The sequence below is a fragment of the Chloroflexota bacterium genome (assembly GCA_018648225.1).
GTDB lineage: Bacteria > Chloroflexota > Anaerolineae > Anaerolineales > UBA11858 > NIOZ-UU35.
Map to the genome: position 1 here is coordinate 1 of JABGRQ010000064.1, position 20,235 is coordinate 20,235.

The following is a 20,235-nucleotide window of genomic DNA, read 5'->3' on the forward strand; positions in this document are numbered from 1 at the left end:
GCTCATCAGGGCTACCAGAAACTCCAGTACCTTTGTCTGTGGTTTATGACGATACACCTTTTGTTTCAGCGGAACTGCCTCGAGGGCTTTCACCAGCCCGGTTTCCTGTGCAAACTGGCCCCAGGCCACCAAAAATGCGTGCTGGGTCTCGAAAACTTGCTCGTTATTTTTGCTCATGGCCCCTCCAATTTTCCGGATTGAATAGGCCACAAGCATAACGGGTCTGTATTCAGTTGGTAATGTTCAAATAATCTTGTGTTCTATGACCGTTTTTTGCGATCCGGTCTCTGATTGCGCAACACTTACGTTAGGAAAGAAATGAAGTATATTATTTATGATTCTTCAATGCTGAAATATCAGCTAGCCAATCATGAGTCAGGTCAGTGTGATTGCGATTGCGACTGCGCCTGCGCTGTTACCCCCTGCGCCGACTTCACCACGGCTGATTTTACAGGTACCTGGCGCGCGGTTGATGCCCAAATCATCCCCTTTTCAGATGGCTGGCAAGGCATGTTCACACCCGGCGGTTTTGTTCCGTTGGCGGTTCTCAATCCTTCTGCCTACGATCTCTGGACGCGCTTTCAACAAACCCAAAATATTGACTTACTCAATTTGTCAGAAGAAGAAACCCAGGCCGCCCTCGAAATGGCCTCCGCCGGATTGCTGGTGCCGCAAACTGAACAATCTTCAACCTTCAACCTTCAACCTTCTGCATTTCTCTCCGCCTGGCTGCACCTCACCGACCGCTGCAACCTGCGCTGCGCATACTGCTACCTGCCGCATGTGCGCGAAGATATGACCGCCGAAACCGGTCGTGCTGCCGTGGATGCTACCTTCCGCTCGGCGCTGGCGCATGGCTATGAAACCGTCAAGCTCAAATACGCCGGTGGTGAGCCGTTGCTGCGCTTCCCGTTGATTTTGGAATTGCACCAATACGCCCAACAACTTGCCGAAGAATATAATCTTGAACTTGACGGTGTTGTGCTTTCTAACGGAACCCTGCTCACCGAGGCAATCATCACTAATCTCCAATCCCACAACCTGCGCTTGATGATTTCCCTCGATGGTATGGGCGACTGGCACGATACGCAACGTCCGTATGCCGGAGGGCGTGGCACGTTCCAGGATGTCGCCGAAGCGGTGGAATTGGCGCTTGACCATGCGCTTGTGCCGCATATTTCGATTACCGTCAGTGGGCGTAATGCTGAGGGTTTGCCAGCGATCATCGCCTGGGTGCTGGAGCGGGATTTGCCGTTCAGCGTTAACTTTTACCGCCAGAATGATTTATCCGTCACACACACGGATTTGAAACTCGAAGAAGAAAAAATCATCGCTGGGATGCTGGCGGCTTTTGATGTGATCGAAGATACTTTGCCGGAACACAGTTTGCTGGCATCATTGACCGACCGGGCTAACCTGGCTGTGCCGCATGAGCGCACTTGTTCAGTCGGACACGATTATCTGGTCTTCGACCAAAATGGACGCGTGGCGAAGTGCCAGATGATGATGAATGAGGCAGTCGCCGATGTCCATACCGAAGACCCATTGCAACGGATCCGCACTGACCAACTTGGCGTACAGAATATCTCTGTGGAAGAAAAAGCAGGCTGCCGCGACTGCGACTGGAAATTCTGGTGTGCGGGTGGATGCCCCCTCGAAACGTTCCGCGCTACGGGGCGCTACGATGTTCAATCTCCCAATTGCAATATTTATAAAGCCATATTCCCCGAAGTTTTACGTCTCGAAGGCTTGCGCCTGCTGAAGCAAGCTGGCGAACTCGCCTGATCCGCCTCACTCCATTCAATAAAAAAAGCCCCTTCTTTTCAACTTGATAAGAAGGGGCTTCCTGTTTCCTAATACCCGGTCGCCCAATCCCTACTTCGCATAATCGGTAGCGCGTGTCTCGCGGATCACCGTTACCTTGATCTGGCCGGGGTACTGCATCGTCTCTTCGATTTGTTTGGAGATGTCGCGGGCCAACTGGATTGATGCCAAATCATCCACGTTTTCGGGATGTACGAAGACGCGGATTTCGCGACCCGCTTGCAGGGCGTAGGTTTCGCGCACGCCCTCATGGGTGTTGGCAATCTCTTCGAGTGCGCGTACCCGCTTGATATATTGTTCCACGCTCTCTCGCCGCGCCCCGGGTCGCGCTCCGGAGATGGCATCCGCGGCTTCAACGATCACAGCTTCCACAGTTTCCTGTTCGACTTCATGATGATGCGCGGCGATGGTATTCACCACCAACGGGGGAACCCCGTAGCGCAGGGCAAATTCCGCCCCAATTCCGGCGTGCGTGCCTTCAACGTTGTGATCCATGGCTTTGCCAAGGTCGTGCAGCAAGCCGCCCGCTTTGGCGAGTTCTACATTGGCGCCCAATTCTGCTGCAATCACAGATGCCAACTTGGCCGATTCGACCGCGTGCGCCAACTGATTTTGTCCGTAAGACGTGCGGAATTTGAGCCGCCCCAATTTCTTGATAATCTCTTTATGCAGCCCGGGAACGCCAGCTTCAAAAGCGGCCTCCTCACCGGCTTCAACAATCACCCGCTCAACTTCTTTGCCTTCTTTTTTGACGATCTTTTCAATATGCGCCGGATGAATGCGCCCATCCAGCACCAGTTTTTCCATCGAGCGTCGGGCCACCTCGCGGCGTACCGGATCAAAACTCGAGATCGTAATCGCCTCAGGCGTGTCATCAACGATCACATCCACCCCGGCAGCGCGTTCAAAGGCATGAATATTGCGCCCGTTGCGGCCAATAATGCGGCCTTTCATATCATCAGAGGGGAGCACAACATTGGATGAAGTCACTTCGACCACATGCTCAGAAGCCACTCGCTGAATGGCATCGGCCACCAGTTTGCGAGCGCGGCGGTCGCCTTCTTCTTGGGCTTCGGCTTCAACCTGCCGGATAATGCGTGCCATATCGTCACGGGCACCTTTTTCGACCTCAGCCAGCAAAATACTACGGGCTTCTTCCGCATTCATGCGGGCAATTTTCTCCAGCTTTTCACGGGCCTCGCCTTCGATTTTTTCAATGGCGTTCGTCTGACGATCAAGCGTGCTTTGACGATTATTCAGCGATTGCTCGCGCTGTTCGAGGCGTTCGGAACGTTTGTCGAGCTGGTCGTGGCGCCGTTGCAGGCGATCTTCCGAGCGCGAAACTTCCTGCCGCCGTCGGGCAATTTCTTCTTCAGTTTCCTGGCGCTCTTTTAGAATTTCGTCGCGCGCTTCCAATACAATTTCATGGGCTTTTTGTTCAGCTTTTGTAAGAATATTTTCGCTCTGCTCAACCAGCCTTTGATTGGCCTGATGAGCCAGATAGGCTTTTATAGAATAGCCTATTGCTGCACCAATCAGCAGTGCGAACAGTGGAAAGATAAAGGGGATGATTTCTTTCATAGTTGCCTCGTATGTCTATTTGCGAATAAGGTATGGCTGGCTTGCCCTTTTTAGGGGATGCCCGGCCCGGAGCGGGAATTTCAAACCTGTAACCGGTGTGGATTCGGCTCCCTAAGCTTCGTCTTGCATTCGGGCCCAAGCTTGTTCTACCGCGGGCGCGGATACATCGTAGTTGAAGCCGCGGCGAGCCAGAAATCCCAATAACTTCTTGCGAAATTCCGGCCATTCCAGTCGACGATATTTGCGGGCGTTCTTCTCGGCGGCCCGGAGCGCAAGCGCTTGCTCATCCAGGTCCAGCAATGTTTCCTGGATGATCTCGTCCGCGATGCCTTTTTGACGAAGTTCACTGTGCAAAGCCCTGCGCCCGCGCGGGCGAAAATCGCTCCGATTTTCAACCCAGGTTTGTGCAAAATACGCATCATCTACAAACCGGTTGCGGCGCAGGCGCTCCAACACATCTTCAACAACATCTTCGGGTGTGTCATGTTTCGCCAGATTGCGCCGAATTTCTATCTCGGTGCGCACGCGATAACTGAGAAAATTTAACGCTCGTTGGTAAGCTTTTTCACCGGCCTCAGCTTGTCGTAACTGCTGAATTTCTTCGGTCTCAAGCTGCTGCCCAATGCGCAACTGCGCCGCCACAATGTGGTAAAGTCCAAAGGCAAATTCGTCATCTAAAAAGACGCTGATGCGATCGGGATTCTTCTTTTGGGCTTGTAGCGCAGTAATTGTCTTTTTCATAAGTCAAGGTGCAACAACAAAAAAAGCCCTGGCATAGTAAATTGCCACGGCTTTGTGCAGCGCGAATTTGTATCTCAGTTATGGAAAATGAGCCTTACGCTCAATAGATCTCGAAGCGATTTAGACTGATTATTGTCGAAAATTGCCCTTTGGTTTTGGAATACTCGAAAATCTCGTAGCTGCTAAAAAATTAACGGAATAAAATCGTAGAATATAGGTACGCAGGTTCGTGAATGGCACTATTTCTTGATTTGAGCATAGTTTTTAGTTTTAGCAAACGAACACTAGCAGCTAAGATTTTCTCTCCTTCAGAACAAACGCTATAAGTTGGGGCCAATTTCCAGAACAGTATTACTTTTACTGAGATATTTTCAAAGCCATGGCCGCGCCTAAAAAAATGAAAGAGAATAAATCGGGCGCGGTATCAATTTGCCAAACGAATGCACTATATAATGCTGACGTTCGTTTGGGGGCTATCCTGATGGATAGCAGAGATGTGTCAATGTACAAGTGGCATCCGTGGATGCGGTAATAAGGCCAGCCGTATGGCGGTTTCGATTTCTTCGGCGATTGCTCTGTTTTGCCGCAAGAACACTTCAATTTCATGGCGTTCTTGCCCCAGAGCTAGATTGTCGAATTGATAAAAAGCACCCTGCTGGCTGATGATCTCCAATTCACAAGCTAACTCAACGATCTCGCTGGTTTTGGAGATACCTTTGTTATGCAAAATGTTAAGTTCCGCATTGCGGAATGGCGGGGCAAGTTTGTTTTTGACCACGCGTGCGCGCGCTCGATTGCCTATAATTTCTCCATCCAATTCGATATTCTCCAGATGGCGCATATCAATTCGGACAGATGCATAAAATTTTAGGGCGTTGCCCCCGGGTGTTGTTTCGGGGTTGCCATAGAATTTGCCAATTCTGTAGCGGATTTGATTGGTAAAGATAATAGTGGCGCTGGTTTGTTTGAGTACGCCTGAAAGTTTTCGTAAAGCCTGTGTCATCAGGCGGGCCATCAAACCTTGATGCTCGTCGCCAAAATTGCCCTCCAACTCGGTTCGGGGCACCAACGCCGCAACAGAGTCGATCACAATCAGGTCAACAGCGCCAGAGCGTACCAGTGTTTCGGTGATTTCAAGTGCTTGTTCACCGGTTTCGGGTTGAGCAACAAGCAAGCTGTTCGCATCGACGCCGCAGATTGTTGCATAGGCTGGGTTGAAGGCGTGCTCCATATCGATGAAAGCGGCGGTATTACCCAGCTTCTGCGTCTCGGCGACGATGTGTTGTGCCAGTGTCGTTTTTCCTGAAGATTCGGGGCCAAATATTTCTATAATGCGGCCCCGGGGGATGCCACCTACACCCAGCGCAATATCCAGCGCAAGCGAACCGGTGGAGATAACATCAACGATCTGGTACATATTGCCCCGATGGAGTGTGGATTCACCCAATATTTCGGAACGCTTATTTTGAGCGTTGCTCATAAGATTGGGGTTCCTTCGGTGAGCGCTTTGGCATCTGCTAACAGTTTAACATGATTGCGTTGATAATGGAAGGCAGTGTAAATTTTTAGTCAGGTTTCTGCTGAAAAGGTGACAAACGAAACTTTGCACGGTTCCTGTTTGGGGGCAAAATAAACCTACTTTCGCGGATGCGTTTTATCAGGCAATGCTTTGGGAATAGGAAAGAGCCTGGAAGCAGGAATCAACTCTCCACAAGTCCTGTGATGCATCCCCTTTTCTTCTATTCCTTACGAAGGAGTGTATGATGAGTAAGATCACTCGTGAAGATGCTCTGGAATATCATCGTTTAGATGGTAAACCAGGGAAAATTTCGATTTTGCCAACCAAACCGCTGGATACGCAAAGGGATTTATCTTTGGCATATTCTCCTGGGGTGGCGATTCCGGTATTGGAAATTGCCGATAATCCGGATTTGGCGTATGAATATACCTCGCGGGGAAACCTGGTCGCGGTGGTATCCAACGGCACGGCTATTCTGGGACTTGGCGATCGGGGCGCGCTGGCCTCCAAACCGGTTATGGAAGGCAAAGGGGTGCTTTTTAAAGTCTTCTCAGATATTGATGTTTTCGATATTGAACTCGACACGCATGATTCTGACGTAATCATCCAAGTTGTGGCAGCTATGGCGCCGACTTTTGGCGGCATTAACCTTGAAGATATTAAAGCCCCTGAGTGTTTCTATATTGAAGAGACGCTCAAGGAAATGCTGGATATTCCTGTTTTCCACGATGACCAGCACGGCACGGCGATTATTTCCAGCGCCGGGTTAATGAACGCCCTGGAAGTTGTTGGCAAGAAGATTGACGAAGTGAAAATCGTGGTCAATGGGGCGGGAGCTTCTGCAGTCTCTTGTGCAAATTTGGCGATTAAATTGGGGGTGCGCAAAGAAAACCTTATGATGCTGGATTCGCGTGGCGTATTGACTACAGAGCGCCTTCCCAGTTTAAATAAGTATAAAGCCCAATTTGTCCGCGAGACGGATGCGCGCACGCTGGCCGATGCGATGGTTGGCGCCGATGTGTTTTACGGTCTCTCTGTGGCCGATGTGCTAACACAGGAAATGGTTAAAACCATGGCCCACCGCCCAATTATTTTTGCGATGGCGAATCCAGACCCTGAAATCAAATACGAACTTGCTAAGGAAGCGCGCCCAGATTGCATTATGGCAACTGGACGTTCGGATTACCCCAATCAGGTCAATAATGTTTTGGGCTTCCCCTTTATTTTCCGTGGCGCCCTGGATGTCCGCTCAAGCGCCATCAATGACGAGATGAAATTGGCCGCGGCTTATGCGCTTGCAAACCTCACCAAAGAAGATGTGCCCGACAGCGTTCTGCAAGCCTATGGGGTAGAGAGCATGCGCTTGGGTGACGACTATATTATCCCCAAGCCATTTGATCCCAGGGTATTGCTTTGGGTAGCCCCAGCTGTTGCTAAAGCTGCTATGGAAACTGGCGTTGCACGTCGTGAGATTGATTTGGACGAATACCGTGAGCAGTTGGCCTATCGTCAGGGAAGTGGTCAGCGGGTGCGACACTTTATTATGCACAAAGCCCAGGCTGCCTCACCGAAGAAACGGGTTGTTTTTGCCGAAGGCGAAGAAGATAAAATTATCCGCGCTGCAGCACAAGTGGAGGAAGAGGGCATTGGCCAACCGATTTTGGTGGGCCGCCCTGAATATATCCATAACCGCGTGGAAGAGTTGGGACTGCGTTGTTGCCCTCATGTCGAAGACCCCAAGAATTTCGCCCGGATTGATGCATATACCCAGGCATTTTATGAACTGCGCCAGCGCAAGGGCGTGACAGTACAAGATGCGATTGAGCTAGTCAAAGACCCCAATGTATTCGGGTCGATGATGGTGAAAATGGGCGATGCGGATGCGTTCGTTTCTGGGCTAACCTGTCACTATCCGGAAGTGTTGCGGCCATCATTGCAAATTCATAAAACCATGCCCGGTACAAAAAAGGCCGCTGCAGCTTATATCATGGTGATTGATAAACAAGTTTATATCTTTGCAGACGCGACCGTGAATATTGACCCTACAGCGGAAGATTTGGCAGAGATTGCTTGCCTGGCATCGGATTTTGCTTGCCAACTCGAGATTGAACCGCGGGTAGCCCTGCTTTCGTTCTCGAATTTTGGCAGCACGCCGCATCCGCTAACGGCGAAAGTACAAAAGGCATTGGAATTGATCCGTGCGAAACGCCCTGACTTGGTTGTGGATGGTGAAATGCAAGCCGATACAGCCGTAATATCTGAAATCATCGAGACGCGCTTCCCCTTCAGCCAGGTAAAAGATGCCAATGTTCTGATCTTCCCCTCGCTGGAATCCGCAAATATTGCCTATAAGCTCCTGGCTCGGCTCGGTGGCGCTCGGGCCATTGGCCCGATCTTGCTGGGGATGGGCGCTCCGGTGCATGCCTTGCAAACTGGCGCTGATGTGCGCGATATTGTCAATATTGCCGCCGTAGCTGTGATGGATGCGGCCAACCGCGACTGATACCGAATTCAATCGGCGAGCGATTTTACGTAACGATTAACGACGGACGGCAGATTACACACCGCAATGATGAGCAATTTATTTGCTCTGCGGTCTGTAATCTGCCGTCTTTTATGGTACGATTCGGAGGTTATTTTTAGCGCATTTGGAGGCCTCGATTGAGTGATTCAACCCGCATCTGTTTTGTATGTTTGGGGAATATTGTCCGCAGCCCCCTGGCGGAGAGCATGTTCCGGCATCTGGCTGAGCAGGCTGGCCTGGGGCATAAATACGAAGTCGATTCCGCTGGAACTTCAGGTTGGCATGTTGGCGAAGAGCCTGATCGCCGGATGCGGCGTGTGGCCGCCGAACACGGTTTTCGCTATACTGGCCGCTCGCGCCAGGTGATAAAGCGCGATTTTATCGAATTTGACTGGATTATTGCCATGGATGCCAGCAACCATGCCGATTTAGCACAACTGGCCGATAGCGAAACTGCGCGCCAGAAAATTCGTCTGATGCGCGAGTTTGACCCCCAGGGCGGGCCAAATGCCCCTGTGCCAGACCCTTACTATGGCGGGATTGATGGCTTCGAAGAAGTTTTCCAGATTGTGCAGCGTGCCTGCCAGGGCCTATTAGATGCTTTGGAACAAGGAGTGATGAATAGCGAAGGATGAATACCGAATTCACCTACTCGCCATTTACTATTCACTATTTTTAATATGCTCCCACCTCCGGTCATCCACTACTTGAAATCTCATAATTATGGTGCTATTCAATCCACGCGCCCCGTCGATGGTGGCTGTATTAGCAATGGCGTAATTCTTTGGGTTGCTTCGGGGGAAACCTTTTTCCTTAAAACCAATCGCCGTGCCCCGGCGGATATGTTTGCCCGTGAAGCCGATGGCCTTGAAGCCCTGAACACAGCCGATGGGCCAGTTGTGCCGCGCCCCTTGCTCTGGGGCGATGACTTCCTCTTGATGGATGATTTAACCCCCGCGCCGCGCCAGAAGGATTATTGGCCTGAGTTTGGGCGTCGACTGGCGGCTTTGCACCAACACACCAATCCCCAATTTGGTTTCGCACACAACAACCATATTGGCAGCACCCCCCAGCCCAACCCCTGGATGCAAGATGGTTTCGCCTTTTTTGCCGAGCAGCGGTTAGGGTTTCAGGCACAATTGGCCTACGATAGCGGTCTGCTCAGTGCGACTGACAAAAAAAGCCTCGATAAACTCATCGCTCGTCTGCCTAATCTCATCCCAGCGCAACCGGCATCTTTATTACACGGCGATTTATGGAGCGGCAACGCCATCAGCGACAGGCATGGCGCACCCGCCATCATTGACCCGGCGGCGCATTACGGCTGGGCCGAATCCGAACTCGCCATGACCACTCTCTTTGGCGCTTTCCCCGAAGTTTTCTATCGAGCTTATGAAGAAACGCGTTCCCTCGAAGGGGGCTATCGGAGTCGTTTTCCGCTGTATAATCTCTATCATCTGCTCAATCATGTCAATCTTTTTGGTCGTAGCTATCTTGAACAGATACAGGCTATTCTGAGACACTATGTGTAATTGTCTGCTCTGCTTTTGAGCGCTTATGCCGCTATTGTAGCGAATTACGCGAATATTCTCTTTGTTTTTCATTCGTGCTGTTCGTTTATTCGCGTTGAAATTCAGTGCCATTTTCCAAATGTGCTGTATAGAATCAAAAACTATGAGCAATATTCGTTTCGACCACATCAAAGTGAAAAACCTGCACGAATATGCTGAGCGCGTGCTGGGGAGCGCCCAACCCGGGCAGTTTATCCCAATTACCATGCAGCGCGCCCTGGCGCACGCCAACAATCCCTACGCCGCCAAAGACGATATCGCCTTGCTCGTCGCTATCGACGCAGATGAAGAAGTTGTTGGCTTCTTCGGGATTTTGCCGCTCTTGCTACGCCGCGGCGAAGAGCTTTTCAAAGTTCACTGGTTTACCACCTGGTCGGTTTCGGGCAAGGTGCGCGGTCAGGGCGTTGGGGCGCAGCTCATGGCTGAAGCGCTCAGCCTCAAGCTGGATTACCTCATCGTGGGCAGCATCCATGCCCGGCGGGTGTGCCAAAAATATGGTTTTTGGGAGCGAGCTCCGCTGCATTATTACTGGCTGGATGCTACCGGCATGGGGCATCTCAATCCGCTGGTTTGGCTGCGCCGCGGGATGCGAAAAATGGTACATCTGCTGCGGATCAAGCGCGAAGTCCCCCTGAAGACGAATTTTATAAAACGCGTGGATAACTGGTTTGCCCCCTGGACGAAGAAGATTATCTACCAAATATTGAGCGGCGCGGCGGACTCACTTCTGGCGGGTGCCCGCCTTGAAGAGGTGACTCGTCTTCGGGAGGCGTCTACCACCCCCGAGCCGCGTCCGAACGTCGAACTCCACCGCGGCGCGGACGCGGTCAACTGGATGCTGCACCACCCCTGGATCGTAGATGAAGGCCAATCCGTCACAGAGCAAATGAAATATTATTTTACCGATACACGCCCTATGTACCGCATCTTTGGGGTGGAAATCACCTCTCCGGAAGGTGAGTATCTGGGATTTGTAACTTTTTCAATTTCTCGCAAATCAGTGGACAGTGTTTTTCTAAAAATGCTCGATTATCAATTTGCCCGCCGCGAAGACAGGCGTTATGCGTTTGCATTGGCGTTGCGTTACGGACGGCAGCATCAGGCCGATACGATTGAAATTCCGCAAGAAATGGCGCAATATCTGCGCCCGCGTTGGCTGCGAAAATTATTATTGCATTCCAAAGCGCGCATCTACCAGTGTATGCCCAAAGCTGACGACAGCCCCCTAGCGCAGGCCTGGGAAGATTTGGTCTTCAAGCTGGTGGATGGCGATATGGCGTTTTCGTGAACCCCGTTTGAAAGTGACAGGTTGAAGATTACAGATTCAATCTGCCAACTTTCAACTTGTAACCTTTAACCTTCAACTGTCAAAATGAAGAAAATATTCTCAAAAATTCTTGAATTTATCGCCCGCATAATCCCGTTGCGATTGTATCCGTTGTTGTTGCGCCGGACGCATGTGGATTTTTTCTATCATGCCGTTTCTGATGAGCCGATGGAACATGCCCGCTGGCTGTATCCGGTGGTGCCGGTGGTGCAGTTTGCAGAAGCGATTGAGTTCATTCATGCTCAATATACACCGGTGGACTATCATCAACTGCACGCCCATTACACGCAGGGTAAATCGTTGCCCTCGAATGCCGCGCATCTCTCATTTGACGATGGTTTCAGTGAATGTTATTCGGTTGTACGCCCTTTGCTTCTGAAAAAGAAAATTCCCTGCACATTTTTCGTCGCAACCGATTGGGTCGATAACCAGGCCATGTTTTACCGCAACAAAATCTCGCTGTGCATTGAACATACTAACTTTCCAACTTTCAACCTTCAACAGCTAAAAAATTTTGCAGCAGAAATTGAAACCGTTGAAGATGGGGTTCTTTGGCTCAAAGAACTTCGCATCTCCGACGATGTCCTGATTGATGAAATTTGCCGTGTTCTGGGTGTGGATTGGGAAGTCTTTTTGCGTGAAGTCCAACCCTATCTGACACGTGAGCAAATTCGGCAGATGCACGCCGATGGCTTTACCATCGGAGCGCATACCAGATCACATCCCAAATTGCGCGGGCTGGATGCCGCCGAAATCGAAGCCCAAATCGTAGATTCGTGCCGCATTGTGCAAGAGATCACCGGGCAGGCGATTGTTCCCTTTTCATTCCCACATTCAGCTTTTGGCATCCCGCGCCAACTGCTTGCCGATATTCGCACCCACCATCCCTTTATCGGCCTTCTCTTTGATACGAAAGGCGTGCATCAGGATGTGAATTTTATTGTCAACCGTGTCTGGGCAGAGCGCCCGCTAACCCCGGCGCGGGTCCTACATCCGCTGTCCGAGATTTTGCACAACGCCTATCAGGAAGCCTGGGTAGATGAAATCATAGACATGGGGCGAAAATTGCGCCGATAACAAACAGACTTCTGAAGTCTTCAAAACTTCGGAAGTCTGTGTTAAGGTCTAGCTGTCAACTCTGGGGGAATTATGCACTATCACGCAGCAAACCATATTTTGGATAGTCCACTTCAACGACCTGAATGTCTGCATCCAGTTTATCTTTAAAAGTATGGAGAAATTGTATAAACCGATAGACATCCGCAAAATTCGAGACTACCCCAACCGAGATTCGAATTGTGCTGGGGTTGCGGTTATGTTCGTTGCGCGCCCAATCAAAGAAATCATCAAATGATAATGCAGTGGGTTGATTGAATACCTGCGCCATTTCTTCTTGTTTTAGCTGATGCACGATTTCGCCAGTTCCCGGGTTGCAGAAGCAACCCGTCCGTAGCGAGATATTCGCTTGGTTCGCCAGCGCTTCGATGCGCCGGTAGTCGATGCGCGTCCCCTCGGGGTCGTCCACGCTGAAGGAAATTGTCCCCCCCCGCGCTTTCAGGTTCGTAGGCCCAAAAATCTGCACCAGGGGACGTCCATTGCTGTGGCGCAGCTTTATCATTTGGTCCAGCAGCCAGCCAGTCAGACAGGCAACCCGTTCGTGAATAATATCAATGCCGATGCTGGCAATATGGCGCAGGCCAATCTCTATGGCGGGCAAATTGAGATAATTGACGGTGCCATCTTCAAACCCGGCTTCATTCTCTAACAGATAATGCCATCCTTCGCCCTGTACGGAGGTAATCGAAATGGTACCACCCGCAAACCAGGGGCGTTGTAATTTTCGCAGGGTTGCTTTACGGGCCAGCAAGCAGCCCACTCCGGTGGGGTAGCCGAATATTTTATAAAACGACAGCGGCACAAAATCGGGTTTCCAGATACTCAGATCAAGGCGGTTTGTGGGGGCGAAAGCTGCGCTATCAAGTAAAACATCCCAACCCCTGGCTTGCGCCATCGCAATCCACTCCAGCGAATGTTGCACGCCGGTGAAATTGGATTGCGCCGGATAGGCGAATAGATTGTTGCTCTCCGGTTCGACTTGATTCAATTCTGCTTCGAGCTCGGCTGCGCCCAGGCGTAATTCAGGCATCACGGTGGGCATGTATGTTACTCGCGCGCCTTTACTGCGGGCAAATTCGCGGATGCCGTTGACGGAATTATGATTATCAAAAACGGGTAAGTAACGGCTGTGTGCATCAAATGGATACGCTTCGCCAACGAGTTTCAGCGCGCCGCTGGCATTGGGCGTGAAGATGACCACATATTCATCGGGGGAGGCGTTAAAGAATTCCAGCACATAACAACGCGCCTGTTCAACCAGGTGCGTCATGGCAAGGGATGTTGGATTCTTTGAATGGGGGTTGCCAAAAATGCCTTCTTCTAGCAGGGCCATGTGCTGGCGAAGCTGCGATGCGGCATACAAACCACCACCAGTGTAATCCAAATAGATTTGATTGTGTTTTTCCAGGCGGGCGTACTCGCGGGCGCGCAAATTATCTAATAGATGAGTGCTTTCATAGGCTGGATATTCATTTTTGAAAGCGGCTAAAGCCTGGTACAAATTATTATCGTTGTATTCATGCAATGATATTTCCATTCCATCGTTCCTTTCGGTGATCTGCGTTGGTTTGGAGTTGTGTTTTCTCGCCATATTGTATCGCATGTAGGCTATAGAGTTTTCACCGCGCAGTAAGAAAAAACCGAAAAACCAGACTACGCGGGTGACTTTGCCAGTCAAACAACCTGATTTTTCGTGTTCTTTCGCTCGGAAAGCTTTCGCCCGCCTTTCAAATTGGACAAAACCACTTGCATTTTAGAAGTGTTTCGTATATACTGTGTGTGCTTGTGGGATAAAGTGGGAAGAAGTGGCGCGCCGGGCGACCGGCGTGTGGTTGTTTAATGGAGAAATAGAACAAATGTTTTTGGGTCAGTACCGCCACTCGCTTGATGATAAGGGACGATTGACGATTCCGGCAAAGTTTCGCGACGAATTGTCTAATGGCGCGCATCTGACACAAGGTTTTGATCGCAACCTGCGCCTGGTGACGAAGGCAGCGTTTGATGAAATGGCTGCTAAAGTCAGTCAGATGCAGACAACCGATCCGTTAACCCGTATTTTGCGCCGTTTGATCTTTGCAAGCGCCAGCGAGGCTGACCTGGATAGCGTTGGCCGCATCTTGATTCCGCAGTTTTTGCGCGATGTGGCTGGATTGCAAACGGATGCTGTTATTGTAGGCGTTGGCGAGGCTATCGAAATCTGGTCACCTGCATCTTGGGATGAACAAGTTAGTTTGCTCAGCGATGTTGAAGCCAATTCACAGCGTTTTGCGGCCCTGGAATTATAGTCTTATGGCTGGATTTGTCTTACGGGTCAAACGGGGCGCTTTCAACCAACGAACTGCCCCACCGACAAATAAGACCAACCTTCCCATCCAACCCGATGACGCATCAACCTGTACTTTACCACGAAATTCTAGAAGCTCTGCATCCTCACGATGGCGGCTGTTATATTGACGGCACTGTAGGCGCCGGCGGCCATGCAAGGGGGATATTAGAGGCCAGTTCTCCGAATGGAAAATTACTAGGATTGGACCTCGACCCCCGGGCATTAGACTTAGCCAAAAATAACTTAGCATCTTTTGGGGAGCGCGTGACCCTGGTGCAAGCTTCTTACACATCGCTGGATGAGCAGATGCAAGCCCTGGGTTGGTCCTCTGTCCAGGGGATTGTACTCGACCTGGGCGTTTCTTCGATGCAGTTAGATACGCCGGAACGCGGCTTTTCCTTCAAAGTAGATGCCCCCCTGGATATGCGTTTCAGCCCCGAGGAAGTACGCACCGCTGCCGATTTGGTGAATTCGCTTCCTGAATCCGAGTTGGCCGATTTGATTTATCGCTACGGCGAAGAGCGCAAATCGCGGCAGGTGGCCCGGGCGATCGTTTATGCCCGGCCGGTTCGCACCACCCTCGAGCTGGCTCAGATCGTCAGCCGCGTAGTGGGCAAGGGCAAAGGATACACACGTTTGCATCCGGCTACGCGCACTTTTCAGGCATTGCGGATTGCCACCAACCGAGAATTGGAGGCTGTCGAGACTGTGCTCCCGTTGGCGATATCGGCATTGACCCCCGGGGGGCGGTTAGCTGTGATTGCCTTTCATTCGCTGGAAGATCGCATTGTAAAACGCTATTTTCAGCGTGAGAGTCGGGATTGTATATGCCCGGTCGAAATTCCGATATGTAGTTGCGGGCACCAGGCTTCTATTAATATGGTTACTCGGAAGCCCTTACAGGCTTCCTCAGCCGAAGTTGATAAAAATCCGCGGGCGCGCAGCGCTCGCTTGCGAGTTGCTGAAAAGCGCTAAGATTGGCATAAGACTTGCAGGGTACATAGGTAATATTGGATGCGATTCATTCTTGGTGATGATATGGACAACGTATCACAAATTACACAAGCATATTCTCAGGCCCCCTGGCGAAAGCAGCTTCAGGTGATCGGCATTTTTCTATCCGTGCTGATTATCTTGTTGATGGCTGCTAGTGTATTCGTTAGCATTACGGCACGCGCCGCGACGCTGGGCCGTGAAATTCAGCGCTATCGCCTGGAGAACGAAGACCTGGAATATGAAATTGCCAATCTGCGTTCTGATTTGGCGGCGCTAAATTCCGTTTCGGTACTCAAGGCGCGCGCGCTGGAACTGGGATTTCGTCCGGCTACTACCGACGAAATTTCCTATATCCGAGTGACCGGATATACAGGCAAGCCGAAGGCCAGTATTGCCACTCCTGCACAAACTGTGGTTTCAACTGCGCCTGTGCTTTTGCCCGCTTTTACCCAATCTTGGGTGGAGTGGCTTACAGAGCAACTTCAGAATCCCCCAATGTCGGTAGCGGACTCGCAGCCATGAATACAAGCAATCGTTTCCGTTATGCCAGTATGGGCGTAGTCTTTATTTTTGCCAGTCTGGCAATTGTCTCCCGGTTGATTTATATTCAAATTGGACCAACGCATGAAAGTATCCAGACCTTCGAGGCAGTGGATGGTTTGACACTCGTCAACCTGTACCCGGCACGCGGCAATATTTATGATCGTCATGGCCGTATGCTAGCGGGTAATCAGCTGATTTATGAAGTAGCGATTGAACTCAGCTATGTGCGCAACGCGGAAACAATTGCCTGGGCAACAAGTGCATATCTAGGCTTGGATTATAACGAAGTATTTGCTTTGGCCAGTTTGAAACTCGATGAGACAGACCTGAGGCATATTACACTGAGCAATTTTGTTCCACATGACACCGCGGAGATTTTATCGACGCTAAAATTCGATTTTTTGGATGATCCTGAAAATGCGGGTGTGGGTTCTAACAATAAAGTGCATAGTTTGGTTGGATTGACGATAACCCCGCGGCTAGATCGCAGTTACCCGGAGGGGCCGTTGGCATCCAATGTGTTGGGTTTTGTGATGAAAGACGGCACCAGCATTCATGGCGTTGAAGAAGAACTGCACTGGCTACTTTCTGGCGTGGAGAAACAAGAAGCGGTTTCCACGGACCCGCATCTGGCAATGGAATTGCCAGAAACAATACACGGTGCAGATATTGTATTGACTCTTGATCGAGAAATCCAGTCCGCAATGGAAGAAATACTCGATGCCCACATGGCATCCAGCGGTTCAACATCTGGCAGTATTATTGTGATGGACCCTAGGTCGGGTGAACTTCTCAGTATCGCATCGTACCCGCGTATGGATTTGTCGGCAGAGTGGGACTTTGAAGCCCTGTTTGAGGGGAATCTGGCGTTTAATATGGCGATTGATGGTTATGAGCCGGGTTCAGTTTTCAAAGTGCTTACTATGGCCTCCGCATTAGATGCAGGGGTTGTTGTGCCAAATACTGAATTTATTGATACCGGCGCACTGCCCGTGGATGGCTGGACAATCCATAACTGGGATGGCGGTGCCTGGGGGCCGCAAACGATGACGACATGTTTGCAGCACTCGTTGAATGTTTGCTTGGCCTGGATTGCTACGGAAAAGCTAGGCCCAACATTGTTTTACCAGTATTTGCACGATTTTCAGTTCAAACAACCTACCAATGTCGAATTAGCGCGTGAATATGCTGGTAATGTCCGATTTCATAATGATCCCGATTGGCATCTGATTGACCTGGCGACAAATTCGTATGGGCAAGGCATTGAAGTCACGCCGCTACAAATGCTGCGAGCAATTTCAGCGGTAGCCAACGATGGAAAAATGATGACGCCGTATATCCTGCAGGCTGTAGTCGATGACGAGCATCAGTATTCATTTGGCCCAGAAGTTGCCGGGCAGCCGATTTCAGCGGCTACAGCTCACACGCTTTCGGAAATGCTGGCTACATCGTTAGAGAAGGAAGCATCTACATCTTTGGTGCCTGGTTATCGTGTGGCCGGAAAAACAGGCACGGCCACAATTTATAACAGCAGTCTGACCAATGCATCGTTTGTTGGCTGGGGCCCGGTGGATGACCCTCAGTTTATGGTGTATATCTGGTTGAACAAGCCCACGAGTACGCCCTGGGCTTCGTTAGTCGCTGCCCCAGTCTTTCGTGATGTGGTGTCCCGGTTGGTGGTTCTGATGGATATTCCACCCGATGAGGTGAGACTTAGCATGAATGCCGAATAATTTGAAGAAGTTATGCTAACTTTAGGCGATATTCTGAACGCATTGGTTGACCAGCATCCTGCCTGGGCCACACAGGTTATCACGGATGCGGTTGTTGATTCCCGGCATACTATCCCTGGAGCGTTGTTTATAGCTATGCCCGGCGAGCAGGTTGATGGGCATCGTTTTGTTGTCAGTGCTTTCGAGCGCGGCGCAGTGTGTGCGCTTGTGCAGCAAGATATGCCAGAACCATTTCCTGTTTTAGATTTACGCCCCGGGGCAGCGCTCAACTTGAACTCCAGGATTGAATATCCCTGTGTTTTGCGTGTGGAAGATACTCTCTTGGCTTTGCAGCGGGCGGCATCCTACTGGCGTCGTCAATTGGATATAAAAGTTATTGGCATCACGGGCAGCGTTGGAAAATCGACCACGAAAGAATTGATTGCCGCGGTTTTGGGCCAGCGCTATAGTACTTTGAAAAATTCCGGCAATCTGAATAATGAGATTGGTTTGCCACTCACGGTGTTAGGCTTGAGTGATGGACATCGACGGGCGGTTCTGGAGATGGGTCTATACGTGCCGGGCGAAATCGCTTTTTTGTGTGATCTGGCGCAGCCACATATTGGTGTGATAACCAATGTTGGCACAGTTCATGCCGAACGCGCCGGATCGCAAGAAGCGATTGCGCGTGGCAAAGCAGAACTGGTTCAGGCGTTGCCCCCGGAGGGTGTGGCGATTTTAAATTACGATGACCCCTGGGTGCGCGAGATGGCCGGGAAAACAGAAGCACGGGTTTTCTTTTACGGGCTAGATGAGCAGGCCGATTTGTGGGCCGATCAGGTTGAGGGCCTGGGGCTGGAAGGAATTCGTTTCCGGCTGCATTACCAAAATGAAACATTATATTTGCGTGTGCCCATGATTGGCCGCCACTCGGTACATACGGCGCTTCGGGCGGCGGCTGTGGGTCTTGTGGATGGTTTAACCTGGCAGGAAATTGTCACCGGGTTGCGGGCAGGGCATACCCAATTGCGCCTGGTGGCGGTGCGAACTGAAAGCGGCGCTTTGCTGCTAGATGATACCTATAACGCTTCACCGCAATCTACGTTGGCGGCGCTGAATCTTTTGGATGAGATGGATGGCCGAAAAGTGGCCGTACTGGGTGATATGCTGGAACTGGGCCCCTATGAACATGAAGGTCATTGGAAGATGGGCTTGCGCGCTGCAGAAGTGGCTGATGAACTGATTACGATTGGTGAACGTGCCCGCATCATTGCCGCAGCAGTGCGCAGGACGCGTTTCCCGGAAGAGCGGATTGCAGAATTAGAAGATAGCCAGCAGGCGATTGAATATTTGCGCGAAAAGTTGGGCGCCGATGATGTTGTTTTGGTGAAAGGTTCGCGCGGCATGCACATGGATCGGATTGTAGCCAGCCTGGAGGCGCGGTCATGACTCAAACATCTGTCTCCCTGGCGCTGGCGGCCTTTAGTTTTTTGTTAACGGTCATTTGGGGCAGTCCGTTTCTGCGCATTTTACGCTATTTCAAAATGGGCGAACAAATCCGCATGGATGGCCCGGAGCGGCACTTTGCCAAGCTGGGTACGCCTACGATGGGCGGCCTGATGATTGTATTGCCGGTGATGTTAATTACGCTGTTATTGAATGGCGCTTCACTGATTGGTCCCACAGAGATGTTGGGTAATTCAGTGTTGCTGCCCACCGGCGTGTTGGTATTATTCGCGCTGATTGGCATTGTGGACGATTGGGCTGGCCTGCGTGGCAAACGCAGCGATGGCCTTAGCGCCCGGGTGAAGTTCTTTTTGCAATTGGTGATTGCGTTTTGGGCATCGTATGGCCTGTATCACTATCTTGATGCGCCGCATCTCTATTTGCCCGGCTTTCATATCGAGTTTCGGGTTGGATTGTGGTATATCCCGGTTGCTATGTTTCTGATTGTAGGTTTCTCTAACGCCATCAATATTACCGATGGCCTGGATGGTCTGGCTGGTTTGATCTCGGTGACGGCATTTGTGGCCTATGGCGGCATCGCCGTGATGCAAGGGCAAATATTTGTGGCGCGTTTCTGTTTCACGCTGGTAGGCGCATTATTTGGCTTTTTATGGTTCAACGTCCATCCGGCGCAATTATTTATGGGCGATACGGGTTCGCTCAGTCTGGGGGCAGCGCTGGCGGTTGTAGCCCTGATGACCGGTCAGTGGGCAGTGCTGCCGATTATTGCCATTATTCCGGTGAGCACCACCTTGAGCGTGATGCTTCAGGTGCCTTATTTTAAACTCACCCGGCGTTTGTATGGCGAAGGCCGCCGCTTGTTCAAAATGGCACCCTTACACCATCATTTTGAGCTTTCGGGTTGGAGTGAAACACAGGTAGTGCAGCGTTTCTGGCTGATCAGTTTGATGACTGCGATGATTGGAGTCGCTTTGGCGGTGGCGTAACG

At 50.9% G+C, this 20,235-nt stretch carries 17 protein-coding genes; 12 read left to right on the top strand and 5 right to left on the bottom strand.

The features are described from left to right. Nucleotides 1-177 (bottom strand): hypothetical protein (locus tag HN413_04595; protein ID MBT3389668.1); only part of this gene is annotated, 177 nt, incomplete at its 3' end. Between the two features lie 141 nt (nt 178-318). Between HN413_04595 and HN413_04600 the strand changes: the two genes are divergently transcribed. Continuing rightward, nucleotides 319-1,785, top strand: a complete 1,467-nt coding sequence (locus HN413_04600; protein ID MBT3389669.1) for a radical SAM protein — start codon at nt 319-321, stop codon at nt 1,783-1,785. 90 nt (nt 1,786-1,875) lie between these two features. Here HN413_04600 and rny read toward each other — a convergent pair whose 3' ends face one another. The 3 genes from rny to recA form a co-directional block, all read right to left on the bottom strand. Then, entirely contained in the window at nt 1,876-3,396 is a 1,521-nt protein-coding gene (gene rny, locus HN413_04605) for a ribonuclease Y (GenBank protein MBT3389670.1), read from the bottom strand. A gap of 120 nt (nt 3,397-3,516) precedes the next feature. Beyond that, a complete protein-coding gene (locus HN413_04610; GenBank protein MBT3389671.1) occupies nt 3,517-4,146 on the bottom strand; it encodes a hypothetical protein in 630 nt (209 codons plus the stop codon). A gap of 499 nt (nt 4,147-4,645) precedes the next feature. After that, nucleotides 4,646-5,626 carry a recombinase RecA gene (gene recA, locus HN413_04615; GenBank protein ID MBT3389672.1) on the bottom strand — a complete coding sequence of 327 codons (981 nt, stop codon included), beginning with the start codon at nt 5,624-5,626 and terminating at the stop codon, nt 4,646-4,648. A 283-nt stretch (nt 5,627-5,909) separates the two neighbouring features. Between recA and HN413_04620 the strand changes: the two genes are divergently transcribed. From HN413_04620 to HN413_04640, 5 genes are all read left to right on the top strand, one after another. Beyond that, nucleotides 5,910-8,168, top strand: a complete 2,259-nt coding sequence (locus HN413_04620) for an NADP-dependent malic enzyme (GenBank protein MBT3389673.1) — start codon at nt 5,910-5,912, stop codon at nt 8,166-8,168. 158 nt (nt 8,169-8,326) lie between these two features. After that, on the top strand, nt 8,327-8,824 hold the full coding sequence (locus HN413_04625) for a low molecular weight phosphotyrosine protein phosphatase (protein MBT3389674.1): 498 nt from the start codon (nt 8,327-8,329) through the stop codon (nt 8,822-8,824). A gap of 45 nt (nt 8,825-8,869) precedes the next feature. Next, nucleotides 8,870-9,721 carry a phosphotransferase gene (locus tag HN413_04630; protein MBT3389675.1) on the top strand — a complete coding sequence of 284 codons (852 nt, stop codon included), beginning with the start codon at nt 8,870-8,872 and terminating at the stop codon, nt 9,719-9,721. A 142-nt stretch (nt 9,722-9,863) separates the two neighbouring features. Next, nucleotides 9,864-11,048, top strand: coding sequence for a GNAT family N-acetyltransferase (locus HN413_04635; GenBank protein MBT3389676.1), 1,185 nt, complete (start codon nt 9,864-9,866; stop codon nt 11,046-11,048). An 84-nt stretch (nt 11,049-11,132) separates the two neighbouring features. Further along, nucleotides 11,133-12,164 (top strand): polysaccharide deacetylase family protein, encoded by a 1,032-nt coding sequence (locus tag HN413_04640; protein ID MBT3389677.1) that lies wholly within the window; start codon nt 11,133-11,135, stop codon nt 12,162-12,164. A 70-nt stretch (nt 12,165-12,234) separates the two neighbouring features. Here HN413_04640 and HN413_04645 read toward each other — a convergent pair whose 3' ends face one another. Further along, nucleotides 12,235-13,740, bottom strand: a complete 1,506-nt coding sequence (locus HN413_04645; GenBank protein MBT3389678.1) for an aminotransferase class V-fold PLP-dependent enzyme — start codon at nt 13,738-13,740, stop codon at nt 12,235-12,237. A 319-nt stretch (nt 13,741-14,059) separates the two neighbouring features. On the opposite strand from HN413_04645, the gene mraZ reads away from it, so the two are divergent. The 6 genes from mraZ (at nt 14,060) to HN413_04675 (ending at nt 20,233) form a co-directional block, all read left to right on the top strand. Next, nucleotides 14,060-14,488: a division/cell wall cluster transcriptional repressor MraZ gene (gene mraZ / locus HN413_04650; GenBank protein ID MBT3389679.1), complete on the top strand. Its 429-nt coding sequence runs from the start codon at nt 14,060-14,062 to the stop codon at nt 14,486-14,488. Nucleotides 14,489-14,583: 95 nt separating this feature from the next. Further along, a complete protein-coding gene (rsmH, locus tag HN413_04655) occupies nt 14,584-15,504 on the top strand; it encodes a 16S rRNA (cytosine(1402)-N(4))-methyltransferase RsmH (GenBank protein MBT3389680.1) in 921 nt (306 codons plus the stop codon). Between the two features lie 63 nt (nt 15,505-15,567). Further along, nucleotides 15,568-16,047, top strand: a complete 480-nt coding sequence (locus HN413_04660) for a hypothetical protein (GenBank protein ID MBT3389681.1) — start codon at nt 15,568-15,570, stop codon at nt 16,045-16,047. Further along, nucleotides 16,044-17,801 carry a penicillin-binding protein 2 gene (locus tag HN413_04665; GenBank protein MBT3389682.1) on the top strand — a complete coding sequence of 586 codons (1,758 nt, stop codon included), beginning with the start codon at nt 16,044-16,046 and terminating at the stop codon, nt 17,799-17,801. The genes HN413_04660 and HN413_04665 overlap by 4 nt, the downstream gene beginning before the upstream one ends. 12 nt (nt 17,802-17,813) lie before the next feature. Next, nucleotides 17,814-19,229 (top strand): UDP-N-acetylmuramoyl-tripeptide--D-alanyl-D-alanine ligase, encoded by a 1,416-nt coding sequence (locus tag HN413_04670; protein MBT3389683.1) that lies wholly within the window; start codon nt 17,814-17,816, stop codon nt 19,227-19,229. Beyond that, complete coding sequence (locus tag HN413_04675; GenBank protein MBT3389684.1) at nt 19,226-20,233, top strand: phospho-N-acetylmuramoyl-pentapeptide-transferase; 1,008 nt, start codon at nt 19,226-19,228, stop codon at nt 20,231-20,233. Before HN413_04670 ends, HN413_04675 begins: the two co-directional genes overlap by 4 nt. Nucleotides 20,234-20,235: the final 2 nt, after the last annotated feature.

Excerpts from the sequence above, each read along its gene's own strand:
- rsmH (MBT3389680.1), top strand. The coding sequence starts at position 14,584 with ATGACGCATCAACCTGTACTTTACCACGAAATTCTAGAAGCTCTGCAT.
- HN413_04610 (MBT3389671.1), bottom strand. The coding sequence starts at position 4,146 with ATGAAAAAGACAATTACTGCGCTACAAGCCCAAAAGAAGAATCCCGAT.
- HN413_04660 (MBT3389681.1), top strand. The coding sequence starts at position 15,568 with ATGGACAACGTATCACAAATTACACAAGCATATTCTCAGGCCCCCTGG.
- HN413_04630 (MBT3389675.1), top strand. The coding sequence starts at position 8,870 with ATGCTCCCACCTCCGGTCATCCACTACTTGAAATCTCATAATTATGGT.
- HN413_04675 (MBT3389684.1), top strand. The coding sequence starts at position 19,226 with ATGACTCAAACATCTGTCTCCCTGGCGCTGGCGGCCTTTAGTTTTTTG.
- HN413_04620 (MBT3389673.1), top strand. The coding sequence starts at position 5,910 with ATGAGTAAGATCACTCGTGAAGATGCTCTGGAATATCATCGTTTAGAT.
- recA (MBT3389672.1), bottom strand. The coding sequence starts at position 5,626 with ATGAGCAACGCTCAAAATAAGCGTTCCGAAATATTGGGTGAATCCACA.
- HN413_04670 (MBT3389683.1), top strand. The coding sequence starts at position 17,814 with ATGCTAACTTTAGGCGATATTCTGAACGCATTGGTTGACCAGCATCCT.
- HN413_04640 (MBT3389677.1), top strand. The coding sequence starts at position 11,133 with ATGAAGAAAATATTCTCAAAAATTCTTGAATTTATCGCCCGCATAATC.
- HN413_04665 (MBT3389682.1), top strand. The coding sequence starts at position 16,044 with ATGAATACAAGCAATCGTTTCCGTTATGCCAGTATGGGCGTAGTCTTT.
- HN413_04645 (MBT3389678.1), bottom strand. The coding sequence starts at position 13,740 with ATGGAAATATCATTGCATGAATACAACGATAATAATTTGTACCAGGCT.
- HN413_04600 (MBT3389669.1), top strand. The coding sequence starts at position 319 with ATGAAGTATATTATTTATGATTCTTCAATGCTGAAATATCAGCTAGCC.
- mraZ (MBT3389679.1), top strand. The coding sequence starts at position 14,060 with ATGTTTTTGGGTCAGTACCGCCACTCGCTTGATGATAAGGGACGATTG.
- HN413_04635 (MBT3389676.1), top strand. The coding sequence starts at position 9,864 with ATGAGCAATATTCGTTTCGACCACATCAAAGTGAAAAACCTGCACGAA.